This is a genomic window from Leisingera sp. XS_AS12 (assembly GCF_041224635.1).
Classification (GTDB): Bacteria; Pseudomonadota; Alphaproteobacteria; order Rhodobacterales; family Rhodobacteraceae; genus Leisingera.
Window position 1 is genome coordinate 1 of sequence record NZ_JBGFGM010000097.1, and the last position, 19,301, is coordinate 19,301.

Annotated in this window: 16 protein-coding genes and 2 pseudogenes; 15 read left to right on the forward strand and 3 right to left on the reverse strand. The window is 60.4% G+C overall.

Annotated elements, in window-relative coordinates; all coding sequences use genetic code 11:
• Window positions 1–55: 55 nt before the first annotated feature.
• Complete coding sequence (locus tag AB9K35_RS11305) at window positions 56–634, reverse strand: PAS domain S-box protein (protein ID WP_369926144.1); 579 nt, start codon at window positions 632–634, stop codon at window positions 56–58.
• A gap of 116 nt (window positions 635–750) precedes the next feature.
• On the opposite strand from AB9K35_RS11305, the gene AB9K35_RS11310 reads away from it, so the two are divergent.
• From AB9K35_RS11310 to AB9K35_RS11375, 14 genes and pseudogenes are all read left to right on the forward strand, one after another.
• Window positions 751–1,926 (forward strand): thiolase domain-containing protein, encoded by a 1,176-nt coding sequence (locus AB9K35_RS11310; protein ID WP_369926145.1) that lies wholly within the window; start codon window positions 751–753, stop codon window positions 1,924–1,926.
• A gap of 25 nt (window positions 1,927–1,951) precedes the next feature.
• The gene (locus tag AB9K35_RS11315; protein ID WP_369926147.1) at window positions 1,952–3,463 is read left to right on the forward strand and encodes a class I adenylate-forming enzyme family protein; all 1,512 of its coding nucleotides are present in this window, start codon (window positions 1,952–1,954) and stop codon (window positions 3,461–3,463) included.
• 55 nt (window positions 3,464–3,518) lie between these two features.
• Window positions 3,519–4,604, forward strand: a complete 1,086-nt coding sequence (gene dctP, locus AB9K35_RS11320; RefSeq protein ID WP_369926149.1) for a TRAP transporter substrate-binding protein DctP — start codon at window positions 3,519–3,521, stop codon at window positions 4,602–4,604.
• 4 nt (window positions 4,605–4,608) lie between these two features.
• Window positions 4,609–5,148, forward strand: a complete 540-nt coding sequence (locus AB9K35_RS11325; protein WP_369926151.1) for a TRAP transporter small permease subunit — start codon at window positions 4,609–4,611, stop codon at window positions 5,146–5,148.
• 70 nt (window positions 5,149–5,218) lie between these two features.
• Window positions 5,219–6,535 (forward strand): TRAP transporter large permease, encoded by a 1,317-nt coding sequence (locus tag AB9K35_RS11330; RefSeq protein WP_369926153.1) that lies wholly within the window; start codon window positions 5,219–5,221, stop codon window positions 6,533–6,535.
• 878 nt (window positions 6,536–7,413) lie between these two features.
• Entirely contained in the window at window positions 7,414–8,172 is a 759-nt protein-coding gene (locus AB9K35_RS11335) for a FadR/GntR family transcriptional regulator (RefSeq protein WP_369926155.1), read from the forward strand.
• A gap of 18 nt (window positions 8,173–8,190) precedes the next feature.
• Window positions 8,191–9,168, forward strand: a complete 978-nt coding sequence (locus AB9K35_RS11340; protein WP_222455174.1) for a tripartite tricarboxylate transporter substrate binding protein — start codon at window positions 8,191–8,193, stop codon at window positions 9,166–9,168.
• Between the two features lie 4 nt (window positions 9,169–9,172).
• Window positions 9,173–9,655, forward strand: coding sequence for a tripartite tricarboxylate transporter TctB family protein (locus tag AB9K35_RS11345; protein WP_369926157.1), 483 nt, complete (start codon window positions 9,173–9,175; stop codon window positions 9,653–9,655).
• Between the two features lie 9 nt (window positions 9,656–9,664).
• The gene (locus AB9K35_RS11350) at window positions 9,665–11,164 is read left to right on the forward strand and encodes a tripartite tricarboxylate transporter permease (protein ID WP_369926158.1); all 1,500 of its coding nucleotides are present in this window, start codon (window positions 9,665–9,667) and stop codon (window positions 11,162–11,164) included.
• Window positions 11,165–11,185: 21 nt separating this feature from the next.
• Entirely contained in the window at window positions 11,186–11,725 is a 540-nt protein-coding gene (locus AB9K35_RS11355) for a 2,4'-dihydroxyacetophenone dioxygenase family protein (protein WP_369926159.1), read from the forward strand.
• Window positions 11,722–12,495, forward strand: a complete 774-nt coding sequence (locus AB9K35_RS11360; protein WP_369926161.1) for an SDR family NAD(P)-dependent oxidoreductase — start codon at window positions 11,722–11,724, stop codon at window positions 12,493–12,495. Before AB9K35_RS11355 ends, AB9K35_RS11360 begins: the two co-directional genes overlap by 4 nt.
• 18 nt (window positions 12,496–12,513) lie before the next feature.
• A complete protein-coding gene (locus AB9K35_RS11365; protein WP_369926163.1) occupies window positions 12,514–13,527 on the forward strand; it encodes a zinc-binding dehydrogenase in 1,014 nt (337 codons plus the stop codon).
• A gap of 124 nt (window positions 13,528–13,651) precedes the next feature.
• Window positions 13,652–14,073 (forward strand): annotated as a pseudogene (locus AB9K35_RS11370) (transposase).
• 406 nt (window positions 14,074–14,479) lie between these two features.
• Window positions 14,480–14,890 carry a PaaI family thioesterase gene (locus AB9K35_RS11375; protein WP_369926164.1) on the forward strand — a complete coding sequence of 137 codons (411 nt, stop codon included), beginning with the start codon at window positions 14,480–14,482 and terminating at the stop codon, window positions 14,888–14,890.
• A gap of 51 nt (window positions 14,891–14,941) precedes the next feature.
• On the opposite strand, the gene AB9K35_RS11380 is transcribed toward AB9K35_RS11375, so the two are convergent.
• Window positions 14,942–16,390, reverse strand: coding sequence for an aspartate aminotransferase family protein (locus AB9K35_RS11380; RefSeq protein WP_369926166.1), 1,449 nt, complete (start codon window positions 16,388–16,390; stop codon window positions 14,942–14,944).
• A 537-nt stretch (window positions 16,391–16,927) separates the two neighbouring features.
• Complete coding sequence (locus AB9K35_RS11385; RefSeq protein ID WP_369926168.1) at window positions 16,928–18,307, reverse strand: xanthine dehydrogenase family protein molybdopterin-binding subunit; 1,380 nt, start codon at window positions 18,305–18,307, stop codon at window positions 16,928–16,930.
• Window positions 18,308–18,336: 29 nt separating this feature from the next.
• Between AB9K35_RS11385 and AB9K35_RS11390 the strand changes: the two are divergent.
• Window positions 18,337–19,169, forward strand: a pseudogene (locus AB9K35_RS11390) (IS3 family transposase); the annotation flags it as partial.
• Window positions 19,170–19,301 lie beyond the last annotated feature (132 nt).

Genomic DNA, 19,301 nt, shown 5'->3' on the forward strand with positions numbered 1-19,301 from the left:
ATGGCGTCGAGCCCTTCGTCTACCTCAAGGCCACTCTCGAAGCCATCGCTGCAGGTCACCCTGCCAGCCAACTCGACGAGCTCCTCCCCTGGAACTTTTCACCGTCAAGCTGATCCCGCGTGAGGCGGGGGCAACGCTTACGATGAACTTCTACGGTTCGAGGGGATATTCCCATCGCAAGGCCCGTTTCCTTGCTGGTGAAGCCATTTACAATATGTCGGGCAACCTCGCGTTCTCTGGGCGTTAATGTGGAGGACGTCGACGGTCGGGTTTCCAGGTGATCGAACGTCCAAACCATCAGTCGAAAGGGATCGGTCGGGGTCAAAGTCCGTCCTGACGCTCGAGTCCAGATGACCTCACCGCTGCGGCATTGCATGAAGCGCTCGTCCGTATAACGCGGCCGACCATCCAGCCAGCGCCGCCAACGGGAGCCTGTCTTTTCGTAATCGACACTTGAAGGGTAGAGGATGCGGATTGATTGTCCTTCAAGTTCATCGCGGGACCAGCCAAAAATGCGCTCCACCTCCGTATTCACAAGCTGAATTTTGCGATTCGACAGCACCATTAGGCCGATCGGAGCGTCCATGAACCCCGTCAAACTAAGGTCGGACTCCGAAATCTGGTCGTAATCCATGGGCCGTTTCCCTTCTCTGCACCTGCATCTACGTAGTACATACGTATTTTTATACGTAGTTCCACGGATAGCTGAGATATTTTTTTTCCAGCACCTTTGTTTCCGGAGGACATTACATGACCCAGGAAATTTATATCACAGGCTCTGGCCACACTCGGTTTGGCCGCCTCGATGCCACGCTCGAAACGCTGATCGTCGAGGCCGCGCGTGAAGCACTGGAGGAAGCACAGATTCCGCCGGCTGAAATCGACGCCATTATTCTCGGCAACTTCAATTCCGGACTTGTGCCTGACGGGTTTGCCTCCTCACTCATTCTGCAGGCGCATCCTGACCTGCGCTTTACACCTGCTGCGCGCTGCGAAAACGCCTGCGCCTCGGGCGCGGCCGCGATTCATGCCGGGCTGAACGCCATTCGGGCGGGCCAGGCACGGAACGTTCTGGTGGTTGGCGCCGAAAAGATGACGCACCGCTCCACGCAAGAGGTTACCGCCGCCCTGGCGGGTGCGGGATATCAGAATGATCCGGCAGAAGCGGCCCTGAGTTTTCCGCAGGTCTTTGCCCTTGCGGCTGATCAATACGCGGAGCGCTATGGCGATCCGCTGGATGCGATGGCGCGTATTGCGGCAAAGAACCATGAAAACGCAATGAAAAACCTTCTGGCTCATATGCACAAGCCACTGGCCTATGAGGTGTGCCGCGAGGTGAGCGAGAAGAACCCGCTGATCGCACCGCCCTTGCGGCTGAGCGATTGCTCTTTGGTCACCGATGGGGCCGCTGCGATTATTCTCAGCGCCTCTGATGCCCACGCTGCGGATGCAGCGGCCCGCGTGCGGATTGCAGCCGCCGAGCATGTGTCCGATTTCCTTCCGATGAGCCGCCGCGATTTCGTGGCATTCGAAGGGCCGGAGCGCGCCATTCGCGCGGCCTATGACGCGGCCGGGATCACGGTTGCAGATCTGGACTTCGCAGAAGTCCACGACTGTTTTACCCCGGCGGAGCTGCTGATCTATGAAGCGATGGGGCTCACCCCCAAGGGCCAGGGCGCGCAGGCGCTGGAGCAGGGCACGGTCTATGCGGACGGGCGCACTCCGGTAAACTTGTCCGGCGGCCTCAAGGCCAAGGGACACCCGGTCGGTGCAACCGGCGTGTCGATGCATGCGCTTGGGTTCCGGCAATTGACCGCGCGTGCTGGTGGGATTCAGCGCGCCGGTGCCGAATGGGGGCTCGCGTTCAACATGGGCGGCGCGGCCGTCGCAAATTACGCGACCATTTTGCAAGCCGATCGTGCCTGAAGATCACCCGGGAACTGCTAAAACTATGAATATCGCAAATTGGCTGTATCAGACCGCCTTGTCCTGGCCCGCCCGACCGGCACTCTATCAGGGGGACATCCTTCGCCAGACCTATTCCGAATTGTTGCAGGCGGTTTGCAGCCGGGCCACCTGGCTGCGTGACCAGCATGGCATCCGCAGCGGTGACCGGGTCGCGGTCTTTGCCAGAAATGCGCCGGAGTATATCGAAGTACTGCATGCCTGCTGGTGGCTCGGGGCTGTTGTTGTCCCCGTCAATTTCAAACTGCACCCCCGTGAAGCCGAGTGGATCATCCGCGATGCCGCTGCGGCGCTGACACTGACGGAAAGCGGAACGGTGTTTGTGGCCGAAGACGGCATCGCCGAGGCAAAGCTTGCAGCACCGGTTGCAAATCAGGGCAAGATCTCCGCGCCCGAACCGGTCTGTACACAGGCGCTCGCATGGCTGTTCTACACCTCGGGTACCACCGGCACACCCAAGGGAGTCATGCTCAGCCATGACAACCTGCGGCACATGACCCTGTGCTATGCGCTGGATGTCGATGCCGCCCAACCCGATGATCATATGCTTTATGCCGCGCCCATGTCCCACGGTGCAGGGCTTTACATGTTCGCGCAGATCCGCGCGGGCGGTGCGCATCTCATCCCCGCGTCGTTCGGGTTTGATTGCGAGGAGATCATTGGCCTCGCCGAGACCCGCGGCAACCTCGTGTTCTTTGCGGCGCCAACAATGGTCAAACGCCTGATTGCCGCGGCGAAACAGCAGGGCTACGCGGGGGACGGCATCCGCACCATCATCTATGGCGGCGGGCCGATGTATGCCCATGACATCGACGAGGCGCTTGCCTGTTTCGGTCCGCGTTTCGTGCAGATCTACGGACAGGGCGAATCTCCCATGACAATCTCTGTACTGCCACGCGATCTGGTCGCGGATCAGACCCATCCGCGCTGGAAGGCGCGGCAGGCCTCTGTCGGCATTGCGCAAGGGGCTGTGAAACTGGCGGTTCTGGGCACCGAGGGAGAGGTTTTGCCAGCGGGTCATACCGGGGAAATCTGCGTCCAGGGCCCAACCGTGATGACCGGCTACTGGCAAAACGAACCGGCCAGCGCGCAGGCGTTGAAACAGGGTTGGCTGCACACCGGCGATCTGGGCCATCTCGACGAAGACGGCTTTCTCTACCTCACCGATCGCTCCAAGGATGTCATCATCTCGGGCGGCACCAACATCTACCCGCGCGAGGTCGAGGAAACGCTTCTGGCCCACCCGACAGTCTTTGAAACAGCCGTCATCGGCGAACCTGAGCCGGACTGGGGCGAGCAGGTTGTTGCATATGTCGTGTTTGAACCCGGCAGCAGCGCCAGCGAGGCCGAGCTTGACAGCTGGTGCCGCCAGCATATCGCCGCCTTCAAACGCCCGAAACGCTATGTGGCCGTCCCGGAGTTGCCCAAAAACAGCTACGGCAAGGTCTTGAAAACCGATCTGCGCTGCCGCACAGGAGCCGAGGCCGCGCCCGCATAAGCCCAAGCAAATTTTTCCGGGCACGAGGAGCCCGGTTCCAACGGAGGAGAACCCAATGAAAAGACGCGACTTTCTGAAAAGCTCAGGCGCTATGGCCGGCGCGGGGCTGATCGCGGGCCTGCCCGGCCTTGCCCATGCCGCAACCTCGCTGAAATTTGACAGCTATGTCAGCGAAACCGCCGGCCCGTCCTGGATCGACCGCTGGTTCCTCGAAGAGCTTGCCAAGCGCAGCAATGACGAGATCGGCATCAAATACTACTGGGCGGGCAGCCTCAACAAGGTCGGCGAGCATCTGGGCGCGGTGCGCGACAGCACCAGCGAGATGACCCTGATCTCGCCGGGCTATTATCAGGCGGAACTGCCGGTCACGCGTGGTCTTGAATGGTATTTCCGCATGGAACGCGCCGACGAGCTGCAACTGGTGTGCCGTGACGTCTTCGAAAACTTCGCGCCGCTGCGGCAGGAATGGGAAGACCGTCACCGCAGCAAGGTGTTGTACTGGACCAACTGGAACTACGCGCCTCTGGTGATGCGCGATCCGATCAGCTCGATCGCCGATATCAAGGGCAAGAAGATCCGCGGCTACGGCGTGGCCACCGATGTGATCGAAAGCCTGGGCGGCATTGCCGTTCCGATGGCCGCGGGCGAGGTCTACCAGGCGCTCGAACGCGGGGTTCTGGACGGGGTCTACGGCTTCGATTTCGTCACCGCTGTCGCCTACAAGCTGCATGAGACCGCACCGAATTTCTACGACATCGGCGACGGACCGCATGCGCCTGCCGCCACCATCATGAATCGCCGTGTCTGGGAGGGTCTGCCCGCCGAACACCAGCAGATCTGCACCGATCTCGCCGATGAGCTGTATGGCGGAAAATTCACCGAGATCTACAACAAGGTGCTGACCGACTACGTCCAGAAAGCGCAGGCAGAAGGCGTGGTGCTGTCCTCCCTGTCGGACGAAGAAAAGCTGCGCACCAAGGCCGTCGTGCAGCCGGAGCAGGTCAACAAATGGGTCGACACCGTGGCGCGCCCCAACGGCATCGACGGCGCGGCCATGCAGGCCGTTGTAGAAGAGGCGATTGCCCGTCACGCGGGCACCGGGGCGATGAAACGTCCGGTCGAAATCGCGGCGGGCCTGTAGGCCGATGCTGGCGCGGCTGAACCGCCTGGTCGACGGGGTTTCCCGGATCACATCATGGGTGGCGCTGGGGTTCCTCGCCTTCATGATGCTGGCCATCACAGTGGATGTGGTGGCCCGCGCCGCCCTGGGACGCTCTGTGCCCGGGCTGTTTGAAATGACGGAAATGTCCATGGTGATGGTGGTCTTCATGGGGCTGGGCGCAACCCTGCTTGATGACGGACACATCCGGGTCACCATGCTGACCGATGCGCTGCCCGGTCCGTTGTCGCGCGCAAGCACGGCCCTGGCCTGGCTGTTTGCCGCGCTGACCTTTCTGATGCTGGCCTGGCCCGCGACGCTTGAGGCGGCATATTCGTTTTCGATCCGGGAGTTCCGCTGGGGCTATTTTCAGGTGCCGATCTGGTGGGCAAAGATCGCGGTCGCCGCGGGGCTTTGGTTTGCTGCGCTGCAGGCCGCTCTGCACAGCCTGCAGATCGCGCTGAAGCAAACCGGAGCGCAGCTCGACACGCCCTCCACCGGTGCGCGGAACACGCGGCTGCACTAGCCGCCCGCGCCCGAATGGTCCCGGCGGATGCCTCCGGGACCGCGACTTTGCATTTCACAGGACATCGACAATGGATGTGACACTCATCACCCTGCTCGCCGTCGGGCTGATCTTTTTCCTCATGGCCCTGGGCACCCCGGTCTTTGCGGCACTGGCCCTGTCGGGGGCTTTCGGCATCGTCATGGTGGAAAACCTGGGCTTCCTGCTCGCGCGGTTGAAGTCGTTTTCCTTCAGCCACACCGCCAGCTACGCGCTGACGGTCATTCCGCTCTTCATCCTCATGGGGGCCTTCGCCCATCATGCACAGGTCGGGAAACGGCTGTTCTATGTGGCAAATAAATGGGTGGGGCATCTTCCGGGTGGGTTGGCGATGGCCAGCATCCTGACCTCCGCCGGCTTTGCCGCGACCTCCGGCTCCTCGGTGGCGACGGCGGCCACGGTCGGGGCGGTGGCCATTCCGGAGATGAAAGAAAAGGGCTACGATCCGCGCCTTTCGGCCGGGGCGGTGGCTGCCGGCGGCGTGCTGGGCGTGCTGATCCCGCCCTCTGTCCTACTCATCTTCTATGCCGCGCTGACCGAGGTGTCGGCTGGCAAAATGCTGATCGCGGGCTTCGTTCCAGGAGTAATCACCACGGTCGCCTTCATGATCGGCGTGGCCGTGATCGGCCGCCGAGTTCAAACCCGCTCCACCCGTGCCCCCAAGGCAACCTGGGCAGAGCGGCTGTCGTCGACCACACAGGCCTGGCAGGTGCTGGTCCTGTTTTTGATCGTGCTCGGGGGCATATATCTCGGTCTCGTCACCCCGACCGAAGCCGGTGCGGTCGGCGCGCTTGCGGCCCTGCTGATGCTGGTTTTCGCCCAATCGGCACGCGGGCGTCTCGGCCATGCGCTCTCCGAGAGCTTCCGGTCTACCGCCACCACCACGGTGATGATCCTTTTCACCATGATTGGCGCGGGCATCTTCAGCTTTTTCCTGACGTTGGTGCAGGTGCCGCAGATGATCGCCGGCGCCGTCACCGAAAGCGGTATTCCGCCCCATCTGATCGTCGCCGTTCTTCTGTTGCTTTACATCCCGCTCGGCATGTTTCTCGATGCCTTCTCAATGATGGTGATCACGCTGCCCATCGTGTTTCCCACTGTTTTAGGGCTGGGCTTCGATCCGATCTGGTTCGGTATCCTCTGCGTCAAAATGTGCGAAATCGGGCTGATCACCCCGCCCGTCGGCCTAAATTGCTTCGTGATCGCTGGCATTGATCGAGATACCCCGCTGCCCGACGTGTTCCGGGGCGCGCTCTGGTTCGTGGCAATTGAGATGGTGACTGTAGCCCTTATCTTTGCCTTCCCCTCCATCATCACCTGGATGCCCGACACAATGATGGCCCCGTAGCCGATGCGCCCTAAGAAGATGTTTGCCCCCTCTTTGCAGGTGCAACGCCACTCCTGCAAAGGGGGGCCTCCATAGCGGGATGTGATCGCACTGACCTACCCTAGAAAAGGTGGCCAGCTTCACTCTGGAACGGTGGGGGGGTTAGCGCGCTGCTGAAAACACAAGATGCTAATGGTACTGATAGAGGTAATCGTCCTTGGCTTTGCACCGGAGGGCCCTGAAGAGGAGGTAGCTAGCACCCTTTTGAAAGAAACCGACCATTTGGAACCACGGGCTACGCCAGTTTCGCCTAATTCCATGCAAAAAGCTCCTCCAACCCATTGACCTTTTGATCGCGGATGCGGGCGAGCTCTTAGCCCAGCCAAAGGCTGACAACCCCGCGATGCCGTTGCGCATGTCTGTGACGCCGAAGACAAGATACTCCCGAGCACCAGTTCCCGGGCCGATCATGCTGCCTCCACTCCGTGGATCAGCGGGTTCGCCCCCCCTGCTTCCAGATCACTGGGAAACCGGAGGCACCGCCCGTTGACCAGGCTCAGCTCAGCTTGAACGGAACGGCTGGCAACCGGCAAAAACGCGCCCCCTCTGTCATCCTGCGAGAAAATTCTACCTCCGCATCCCCTCAAGATTGGAACGATTACCGGTAGAAACGGAAGAAAGACTGAAGCGTTTCTATGAAGAGCCAGAAATTGACTGGTATTACAACGACCAGTAAGCGCGAGCCGGACCAGTCAGATCAGCCTTCCCACTACTAGACGCCACAATTTTTATTGTATGATAATTTAACACCATTGATAATATCATTGACAGGTGCATTGATTCATCATACCAAACCAGCGACGTTGCGGACGTAAGCTGCAGTGTCGATGGAGGGTTCGGTGGACAGATCAATCAACAAAGCGTTGAAACGCGACAGCCTGAACAGGTCGGCTAAGGGATCCGAAATGTTGGAAACTCTCGGGCGCCGCATCGTATCGGGTGAATACGCCGTCGGTGAAACCCTTCCGATCGAGGCTGAGCTGATTGAAGAATTTTCTGTCAGTCGCACCACACTTCGAGAGGCGATCAAGACACTTACCGCGCTGGGTCTCCTGGAGGTCCGGCCCAGGCATGGGACCCGCGTTCGTCCGCAACGTGAATGGACCTTGCTAAACCGAGACGTGCTCCGCTGGATGCAGCCCGTTAACGGTTTCAACGTGGAGCTGTCGACGGCAATTGATGAAGCGCGCGAGGTTTTTGAACCCGCAGCCTGCGCCCTGGCCGCGGTCCGGGCTGACCGGAAAGAGATCACCCGTATCCGGTTGGCTTATGAAGCGATGGAGCAGGCCGCTGCAGAAGACGATGTTCCCGCAGCGATTCAAGCAGACAAGGAATTTCACCTGTCGATCCTCGCCGCGACCGGCAACCCCATACTGGAGGCCTTTGACACGGCTATCGATGCGGTTTTGGGGCAGCTCTTTCGCGCGGCTATCGAAGTCCACATGGAAAGTTTCCGCAAGAACCTAGTCAATCACCTGCGGGTTCTCGAGGCAATTGAGCAAGGCAAGCCGGAGGAGGCGCGCCAAGCAATGCTAGATATGATCAGCCTCACACGCCGCCACTTGAAGAATTACAAGATAATCCAACCAAACAGCTGAAAATAAGGAGGAAATTTCATGCTGAAGAACACCCTGCTGGCGATGGCCGCAGCGGTGGCCGCTACCGGTGCGGCCGCTGCAAATTACCCGGAAAAGCCCATCACTATGATTGTCCCTTGGAACGCTGGCGGCGGCACGGACGCCATCGCCCGCACCTTGGCCAGCGGCCTGGAAGAGGAGCTGGGTGTTCCGGTCGCTGTCGTGAACCGCTCCGGCGGAGCCGGTGTTGTCGGCCACAACGCGATGGTGACGGCCCCTAAGGATGGCTACACCATTGGATTCGCGACCGCCGAGATGCTGACCTACTATTGGACAGGCAATGCCGAATTCTCCGTGGATGATTTCACGCCGCTGGCGCTGGTAAACTTTGATCCTTCCGCGTTCCATGTCTCCGCTAGCAGTAGCTGGGAAAATCTGGACCAGGCGATTGCCGCGATCAAAGCAGAGCCTGAAGGGACCTACAAAATGTCCGGCACCGCTGTCGGCGCCGCCTATCATCTGGCATTCGCTGGTTTCCTGCAGCAACAGGGCGTCGACCCGCTGAAGGTCACGATGGTTCCGTCCCAAGGCGCAGCCCCCGGCTTTCAAGAGCTCGCGGCGGGCGGTGTGGAGATCATCCCCTCGTCGCTGCCCGAAGGCAAAACAATGATGGACGCTGGCCTGTCCAAAGCGATCGCGGTCTTCGCCGATGATCGCAACGCGTCCTTCCCGGATGTCCCGACAGCGTCTGAGCAGACCGGAACGCCCTATGCGGCGGGCACCTGGCGCGGGCTTGTCGGCCCAGCTGACATGGATGCCGAAGCCGCGGAAAAACTGGAAGCGGCCGCGCAAGCTGTCTTTGAAAGCGAGAGCTTTCAAACCTTCATGACGCAGCAAGGCTTCGGCGCACAGTATCGCGGCGGTGATGACTTTGGCACCTTTCTGAAGGCCACGCACCAAAGCATCGGAGAGGTGATGCAGTCCATCGGCCTGTCCCAACGCGCAGACAAGGGCTAAGACGATGCGGCTCCCCGATACCTATACCGGATTGGCCGTTGCCTGTCTTGGCGGCTTCGTCGTGCTGCGGGCCACTGGCTTCCCGGAGCCGACGGGAGCCGCATCCCCACGGCTTTTCCCCTACATCATCGGCAGCGCCTTTCTTGTTCTGGGGCTAGCGATTGCGGCGCGCAGCCTATGCGCGCCTCAAGGCCGGGTCACCGACGCCTTCCGGCCGCTGGCAAACGACTGGCTGCGCAGGCCGCGGCACCTGCTGCGGGTGCTGCTGATCCCGGCAACCGTGGTTCTCTTCGGCCTCCTCTCCCCTGTTCTTGGGACCGTGCTGGTGGCGGTGCCCCTGATCTTCCTCAACGCCCTGGCCTGGCAGGAAAAGCCTGTGCCCGCCTTGGTTTCATCAGTGGTCATCTGCGCCACCGTCACCCTGTTCTTCACTAAGGTGATGCGCGTGCCGTTGCCGACCGGGCCGCTGCCTGGTCTCTGGTTCTGAGGTTCCGTCATGGATGTTTTTCTCTCCTCTCTGGAAATGGTCCTGACGGTTCAGGTTCTTGGTGTAATCCTGCTTGGCGCTGTCTTCGGACTGTTCGTCGGAGCCACACCTGGTCTCAGCGCCACAATGGCAGTTGCACTGCTGGTTCCGGTGACGTTCTTTCTGTCGCCGGTCGCTGCCATCGGCGCCATCGTGGCCTGTTCAGCCATGTCGATCTTTGCCGGCGACATTCCCGGCGCGCTGCTGAGGATCCCCGGCACCCCCGCCTCGGCTGCCTATATGCGGGAGCTCGACGCGCTGACCCAGAAGGGGCGCCTCGATCTATCTCTGGGCCTCTCGATGTGCGTCTCGGTCACCGGCGGGCTGATCGGCACCCTTGTTCTGGTGGTGGCCGCGCCGCAATTGGCCCGCATCGCTCTGAAGTTTTCCAGCTTTGAATATTTCTGGCTCGCCCTCCTCGGCCTGTCTTGCGCGACAATAGTTGCGGGGCGCGACCGGCTGAAGGGCATGGTGTCATTGCTGCTGGGCCTGGCGCTGACCATGGTCGGACTGGATGTTACCACCGGCCTGCCGCGCTATACTTTCGGCATCATCGACCTACAGGCCGGTGTTTCGCTGATTGCCGTGATGATCGGGGCATTCGCGTTGGCCGAAATCCTGCGCACCGCCTCATGCGAGCTTAGCAGGCCGCAAAAACCGGCGACAGCAGGGCTGTCGATCCTCAAAGGCCAGTTCGGCAACCTGTGGCGGTTCAAGCTGCCTGTACTGCGCGGCAGCCTGATGGGCACCGTAATCGGCGCCCTGCCCGGCGCCGGCGCCGACATCGCCGCCTGGATCGCTTTTGCGGTCAGCCAACGGTTCTCCAAGGTAAAGCAGAACTACGGCAAGGGAGAGCCGGAAGCCATCGCAGGCTCGGCCTCCGCCAATAACGCCGCCCTGTCCGGCAGTTACGTGCCTGCGCTGGTGTTCGGCATCCCCGGCGACTCGATCACCGCGATCGTGGTGGGGGTTCTGGTCCTTAAGGGCATCCAGCCCGGCCCGATGGTGCTGCTGACCTCGCCTGATCTGGTGAATGCGATCTACATCGTATTTGTCCTGGCCAACCTGCTGATCATCCCGCTGGGTCTGGCCGCAGTAATAGGCGGCCGCCATGTCCTGGGGCTGCGCCCCGGCCTTCTGTACCCCGCGATCCTATTGATGTGCGTGCTGGGCACCTTTGCCACCAACAATGCGCTGTTCGATCTGTGGACGCTGGCCACCATCGGGGTGCTGGTCTGGATCATGGAAGCCAATGACTATCCCGCTGCGCCGATGGTGCTGGGCCTGGTGCTGGGCAAGATCGTCGAGGAAAGCTTCATGTCCAGCATGATCAAGGCCGACGGCAACCTACTTGGCTTTTTCGAACGCCCCATCGCCGGAACTCTGGGGGTGATTACGATCCTGGTCTGGCTGGTGCCCCTGCTGCTTTCACTGCGCGGCCGCCGTGTCGTGCGCTCTGAACTTTCATAACTCAACCAAAGGACTAGCCTCATGCCTGTCGAAGCCGACAAGGTCGAAGACCGCAACGACGCACTGACGCCCTATCAGCTGCCGTTCCCGCAGGACGCCGCTGAAGAAATCGTCATCCCCCAAGCCATCGCGACCGACGAACGCATCTGGGTGCCGCAATCCGAAAACGTCTCCTTTCGCCCGCTGTGCCTGAACGCATCGCAAGGCTATTGGATGAACCTTCTTCGGGTGCGCAAATCCGGTGTGCTGTCGCGCCACCGCCACCCGCAGCCGGTGCATGGCTTTGTGTTGAAAGGGCGCTGGCACTATCTGGAGCACGACTGGGAAGCCCGCGAAGGCGGCTATGTCTACGAGCCTCCGGGCGAGACGCACACGCTGGTCGTGCCCGATGACGTGACCGAAATGATCACCTACTTCCAGGTGAACGGTGTCATGCTCTATGTTGACCCCTACGGCAAGACGATGGGCTACGAGGACGTCTTCAGCAAGATCGAGATGTGCCGCAACCACTACGAAGAAGTCGGCCTGGGCGCCGCCTACGTGGACCAGTTCATCCGATGACGGCCGGGTCTGAACAAACCGGCGCCTGGGCGGCGCCCTTTCTTGACGGTCGGCGGGTGATGGTCACAGGCGGCTCGTCCGGTATCGGCCGTGGCATCGCCGAGGCCTTTGCGCGCGCGGGATCGCATGTCGTCGCCACGGGCGTCACCGGGCCCGAGGTCGATGCGGCCACGGAATGGGCCGCCGCTGAGGGGCTGTCCTCCCGCCTGTCCTTCCGCCAGCTCGACGTCTGCGACAGCGACGCCGTGACCCGGGACATTGGCGGCATTGACGATCTGTTCGCCCTGGTCTGCTGCGCCGGGGTGATCCGGCGCGGTGACGAACTGTCGCCGGACGTCTTCGCCAAAGTGGTCGACGTGAACCTGAACGGAGCGATGCGCTGTGCCCACGCGGCAAAACCGGCGCTGGCAAAGACCGGCGGCTCGATCGTGATGACCGCATCCATGCTGTCATTTTTTGGCGGCGGTCTGGTGCCGGGCTATTCGGCCTCCAAGGGCGGCGTGGCCCAGCTGACCAAATCCCTGGCTATCGCATGGGCAGCTGAGGGCATTCGGGTGAATGCCATTGCACCGGGATGGATCAAGACGCCGCTCACCGCGGCGCTGCAAGAGGATGAAAACCGCGCGCAGCCGATCCTATCGCGCACCCCGATGAACCGCTGGGGCGAGCCCCAGGACCTCGCGGGCCCGGCAATGTTCCTGACCACGCCACTGGCGGGCTTCATGACTGGCACCGTGGTGCCCGTGGATGGCGGCTACGCGATCGCGTGAACAATGAAAGATCCAAATATGAAAGCGCTGGTCTATACCGGACCGCGCACCGTCGAGGTGCGCGGCATTCCCAAGCCGCAGCCAAACGCTGGTGAAATCTTGCTGAAGATCCGCTACTGCGGGGTCTGCGGTACAGATATTGGCATTTTTGGCGGCACCCACCCCCGAGCCACTGCCCCGCTTACGCTGGGCCATGAATTCGTTGGAGAGGTGGTCGATGGGTCGGCGCGCTTTGCCGCCGGTCAGCGCGTGGTTGCCTACCCCCTGCTCTCTTGCGGGACATGTCATGCATGTCGGACAGGGCAGCCGCATGTCTGCGACAGTTTGCGGCTACTGGGCATCGACATGGAAGGTGGCATGGCGGAATACCTCGCCGTGCCCGAGGACATGCTTTTTGCGATCCCGGATGATCTTAGCGATCAGATCGCTGCGCTGGTCGAACCGATGGCCGTAGCACAGCGCGCTGTTGAACAGTCTGGCCTTCGGCTGTCAGATCGGGCCACAATTCTTGGTGCCGGACCAATTGGACTTCTGGTGGCCCTGGCCGCCCGCCAGGCTGGCGCTGCAAAGATCATTGTGTCTGATATCGACCCTTTTCGCCTGTCACTGGCTGCATCCTTCGGCTTCACAACTGTCGATCTGCGCAACCAGGACCTAACCGAAAAGATTCTGGCCGAAACCAACGGCGACGGAGCTGATGTTGTTTTTGAGTGCGCGGGTGCCGAAGCGGCTGCGCGGGACATGACCCGCATCACCCGATCCGGCGGAACAATCTGTATCGCGTCCCTTCATAAGGCTCCCAGCCCCGTCGCTCTACTGGACATTGCCTTCAAGGAGCTGCGGCTGATCGGCTCACGCGTTTATACGAAGGAACAATTCAAACGCAGCATTGAGCTCGCGTCCACCTTGGCCGATGATCTGGAACAGCTGATCACTCGTACTTTACCGCTGAGCGCTGCAAGTTCCGCTTTTGACCATGTCTCTGACTTACACAAGAACGATGTGAAAGTTTTGATCAACTGTAGGGAGTAGTGTCACGATAACTCATCAGTTTTACTCATGAACCGCCCCCTAATCTGAGGAGGTGTAGAATTAGGCCGTGTTGACAAAAGGGATTCACAGGCAGGGCTGAACGTGATTCAAGCTGGTATCTGCGATGGAGACCAGCTTGGCACGAGACCTTATGTCGGACGAAGAATGGGTATTCTTTGAGCGTTTCATCCTTTCTGCCCGCGCCCCGAACGGACGCAAACCGGCCAACCACCGGCTTGTTCTTGATGGGATATTCTGGATTGCCCGGACCGGCGCGCCATGGCGCGATCCTATGATGGCGACAGCATCAGGGCGAAGCTGAATGCGCGAAACGTCCTGCCCGTTATCCCAATGCGGAAATCCCGTAAGAAGCGTATCGATGTCGACCGCTCGCTTTACCGCCTGCGCAACCTGGTCGAGCGCTGCTTCAACAAACTTAAGAATGCCCGCCGCGCGGCAACTCGCTACGACAAAACCATGGAAGGATTCCTGGGCTTCATCGACATTACATCCATCCGGCTTTGGCTCAGACATTTGTCGACATGACCTAAACACGCCGTGGCATCTGAGGGTGATTTGACGTTCAACGCGCTCGCATCATCCAAGGTAGCCACGAACGGCAGCTCAGGGCTCGTACCTGTCATTCCCCGCAACGTGGCATCAGCTATGTCAATCGGCAATGGTCGCGTTACTCACGGCCCACAGCCGACGTCCAACGACCACCAGCGTCGCTGCGGTGCGGCCCGGCAGAGGAGACGTTCGCTGCAACCGCGAAATCAGATGACGGGCGAATTCGCCCTATGCGCAACCTTCCGAGCCTTCACCGCAGTTGCTCAAATGTCCGCTTGCAGCGCTTTCCGTCACCCGCATCGGTAAACAAATATGCGCAAGATTCGGGTCGAGTTCAGGTATTCCAGGTTTAAGCATGCTCTTGCCACTGAAAGTTGAGTGTATGGAAATGAGCATCAGACAAAAACTGGCTGAGAATGAATGGAAGGGCGAAATCGGCTTTACCATTGAAAGCCGCGAGCTCGAACGCGTGGTTGCCAGAATGCCGGTGGCCGAAGCCGCAAAGAACCCATTTGGAACGATGCACGCCGGCGCCTTGATCTGGTTTGCCGATATCGCAGCGACCTTGTGTGCAATCGGCGATCTGGACAGCATTGGTGAAGACGGGTCGGGTTTCCCGCTCGCCGTTGATCTTCATACAGTCCTGTCGGGCAATGAAAAGGCGGGCGATTTGATTGCAACCTCCACGACGGTCAAACGCGGCGGCAAACTCATTGTCATTCGCACCGAGGTGCGCGGAGAGACAGGACGTCTGCTGATCGACATGACAACCACGCATCTGCGCGCCGGTTGACGAATTGCAAAAGCACCCGCCATTCTTGTGGCGGGCACTCTATTCATAACCTCAAGCCGTCGTCAGGAAGTCCGTCAGCTGATCAATGGTCGCTTCATCTGTGCGTCCATTGGTGACGCAGGCCCGCAAAACCGGATTGCCCTCGAACACCGCCTTGGAAATCCAGAACCGGCCATCTGCGTGAACCGCATCGACATAGCGTTGCACGGCGTCGTGCCCTTCCGGCGGGACCATGCAACTTACCCCCATGAAAGACCGGTTTGCCTCTGTCCAACCCGCCTTCTTCAGGTTGTCCGTGAACCGGCTGGTCAGCCGGATGCAGCGTTCCACATGGTCGCCGTAGCCGTCCCATCCCGCGGCCCCGAGAGCGAGAAACAGGCGCAATCCCACAAAGCGGCGCGACCACTGATTGGAATTCACGTAGAAATCCTTGGCTGCCTCGCTTTCTGGCATGTAGCTGGCCGAGATCCGGAAAACCTGTGCCGGTATGTCAGGGCGTGAGGTCAGGAACATGCCGGCCCCCATTGTGGTGGCGAACCATTTATGGGCGTCAATCGTGATCGAATCCGCCTGTTCAATGCCATCCAGCACAGACCGCCTTGCCGTGCTGGCAATCATCGCACCACCCCAAGCCGCGTCAACGTGAAACCACATGCCGTGCGCTTGCGCCAAAGCGCTGCAAGCTTTAAGAGGGTCGATCATCCCGGCATTCGTGGTGCCAGCCGTGGCCACGATCAGGACCGGGACGCAGCCGTTTTTCAAATCCTCATCAATGGCAGTCGCAAGACAATCCGCATCCATCTGGCCTTGGCCATCAGTTGCGATCAATCGAACGGCGTTGCGTCCGATGCCTGCCGAATGCGCCATCTTCAACCATGCAAGGTGGCTTTCTTTCGAGACGTAAATCGTCGGCTGACCGCCGAACTCATAGATGCCCTTGTCGCTGTAATCCGGGCATTTCGCCTGCAAGGCACATAAAACAGCCGTCGAATTGGCTTCGGCACCGCCACTGGTAAAATGTCCTCCAGATCCCTCGGGAAGCCCCGCGCGTCGAGCCATTTCTTCGATGACATGTTGTTCGATTTCGACGGCGGCAGGCGCATGAGAATACACACAGATTTGCGGATTGAACATCGACGCGATCCGATCTGCACATTCCGCGGCAAAGGTAGGCGCAGGATTGAACAGGCCAAGATACCCCGGATGAGTCATCTGCACGCTGCCGGTATCGAGCGCGTCAATCACCCAGTCTATAAGCGGTTCGAGATCTTCCGCTTGGTCAAACCGTTTGGATTTCAACTCTTCCAACCAGTCAGGCGTTAACCCAGCCGAGGTCGCATTGCGCCTGGCATAGTCGCGGCGCGCCTGATTTAGGCGTTCGGTCAACGCATCTTCTGCCTTCGTAAGTTGTTCAAAATCCGGGAAGAGTGCATCGCGTCCGTGCATCGGGAGATCCTGTGATTGCTTTGGGGTGAAATTATCTGCACTGGCCAGTTGCATCGACCCGAAACATGCGGTTTCCGCGCGACAACATTGTCAAGATTTCGATCCCGACCGGATCAATGACGGCTTTTCCCTCACCGCATTCAAAATGTGCGATGCGCAACATTGGTCATAATGGGCTCGGAGCGGCCTTGCGGCGGCGCAGCGGAGTCATCAACGGCCTGGACAGTTACCGTCGCTGTAACAGCTGACCGCAGGCAGCCCAAAGCGGCCGCGGCCACAACAGCCGTTCGCCCTTGACAGCTCGTTCAGGAAGGGCGGAGAGCGGGAGTTCGCCGCACCTTTGGGAAGCACTCCTCCGACATGCGAAAGCAGCCCTTTGGCCGACAAGACAGACTTGCTAAACGGCTGCTGGAAATAAGACCAACTATGCGTCTTGAGCACCTGAAACAACGTTTACGGTTCTTCCCGGAAGCAGAGCATCGGGCAAGAAGTTGACGGTGTCAGATGGACAGTTTGCAAGGATACCAATGGAAGCCTTCCTGCTTCAGATTGCCTGCACCGGGCTGAACACTGTCCGGAGCAGGCAGAGGTTCAGGCGAAGCTGACCCCATTGCGGTTCATCGGCAGCGCCGTCACCCGCGGGCCGTTGACTGCGATGGCATTGGCCAGCGCCGGGGCCGAGGACGGGGTGCCGGGCTCGCCGACCCCCGTGGGCATCTCGGCGGAGGGCACGATATGCACCTCGATGGCGCCGATGTCGCCGATCCGCAGCGGCTCGTAGTCCGGGAAGTTGAACTGATCGACAACCCCCTCGGTCAGGGTGATCTCGTTGCGCATCACATGGCCCAGGCCGTAGCCGATGCCGCCTTCCATCTGCGCCTTGATCACATCGGGGTTGACGGCGACGCCGCAGTCCACCGCGCAGGTGACCTTCTCGACCTGCACCCCGGCATTGGCATTGCCGGAGATTTCCACCACCTCGGCCACATAGCTGCCAAAGCTTTTGTGGACGGCGATACCCTGGCTGCGGCCCTCGGACGGGGTGCCCCAATTGCCTTTGTCCGCCGCCAGTTTCAGCACGCCGGCCAGGCGCTGCTGATCCTTGCCGCCGCCTTCCAGCAGGGCCAGGCGGAACTCGACCGGGTCACGCCCCGCAGCCCGCGCGGCCTCGTCCATCATCGTTTCCATGACATAGGCCGTGTGGGTATGCCCGACCGAGCGCCACCACAGAACGCTCGTCGCCTTGGCCACATCGGTGAGGCCGACAAACTGACCGGGGATCTGATAGAGCGTGTCGGCAGTGCCCTCGATTGAGCTGTGGTCGACGCCGTCATGGACAAGCATGGATTCGAAGAGGGTGCCTTTCAGGATCGACTGCGCGGCGATACGGTGGTCCCAGCCGGTGATATTGCCATCGCCGTCCAGGCCCACGCGCACCTTATGCGCCACGGCGGGGCGGTAATAGCCGCCGGTGATGTCATCCTCGCGCGACCAGACCAGTTTGACCGGGCGCGAACGGTCGGTGAGGACAAAGGCCAGCGCCGCCTCGACCTGGTAGTCGGCTGTCGGCGTGGCGCGGCGGCCAAAGGAGCCGCCGGCCAGCATCGTGTTGATGCGGATCTTTTCCATCGGCAGCTGGAATATCTCGGCCATTGCCATATGCGGGCCGGTTGGCATCTGGGCGCCATCGTGCAGGGTGATACCGCCGTCGGCGTCGGCCTCGATGGTGCAGGTGAGCGGCTCCATCGGGGCATGAGCCAGCAGCGGGAAGTAGAAGGTCTGCTCGACCACCTTCCTTGCGGTGTCGACCAAAGCGGCGGTTGCGGCTTGGTCGGCGCCGTTGACGTTGTATTCCGGGTCGCTGTTCACCGCAGCCAGAAGCTGTTCTCGGATCTGGTCCGAGCTGCGGCTTTCGGCTGCGGTGAAATCCCAGTCAACCGCCAGTGGAGTACCCCATCTGAATTGGCCCACCGTTATGTTTAGGAAACGGAGGACTGAGAATGGCGAACAAGCGACACAAGCCTGAGGAAATAGTTCAGAAGCTGCGGCAGGTTGATGTGCTTGTCGGACAGGGGATGCAGCGCGTGGATGCGATCCGCGAAGTGCGCATCACTGAGCAGACTTACTACCGCTGGCGCAAGCAGTATGGCGGGATGGGAGCCGACCAACTGAAAGAACTCAAACAGCTTCAGAAGGAGAACGAACGGCTGCGAAAAGCCGTTTCGGACCTGACCTTGGACAAGCTCATCCTGAAGGAGGCGGCCCGGGGAAACTTCTGAGCCCCGCCCGTCGGCGCGCCTGCATCGAGCTGATACGCAGCGAGATGAAAGTGTCGGAACGCCGGATCTGCCGGGTGCTGGGGCAGCATCGATCAACACAAAGGTATCAATCGCGAGGCCGGGAAGATGAAGACCGGCTCGTGGCGGACATGATTGAACTGGCCAGGCAATACGGCAGCTATGGCTACCGCCGGGTCGCAGTGCTGCTTAGGGACGCGGGATGGCAGATCGGCGACGGCCGTGTCGAACGTCTGTGGCGGCGAGAGGGGCTCAAAGTGCCACCGAAGCAACCAAAGAAGGGGCGGCTTTGGCTGAACGACGGATCATGCATCCGCCTTAGACCGGAGAGCCGCAACCACGTCTGGAGCTACGACTTCGTTCATTGCCGCACTGACGACGGTAAAGCGTTCCGCACATTGAACATCCTCGATGAGTTCAGCCGGGAATGCCTGGCAATCAGGGTGAAGAGGAAGCTGAACTCGACCGACGTAATCGACGCCCTGACCGATCTATTCATTCTGCGGGGGCCTCCAGCCTATGTTCGAAGTGACAACGTCCTATGTCGGGAATTTCCGGCTGCTTAGGTCAGCAGGTCATGGAGCATCCGGAGCCCCGGACGCCCTGACAGGTTTGCCCAGACGGGCTCTGCCGTCAAGAAATGATCTCTTCCATAGCAAACACAGGGT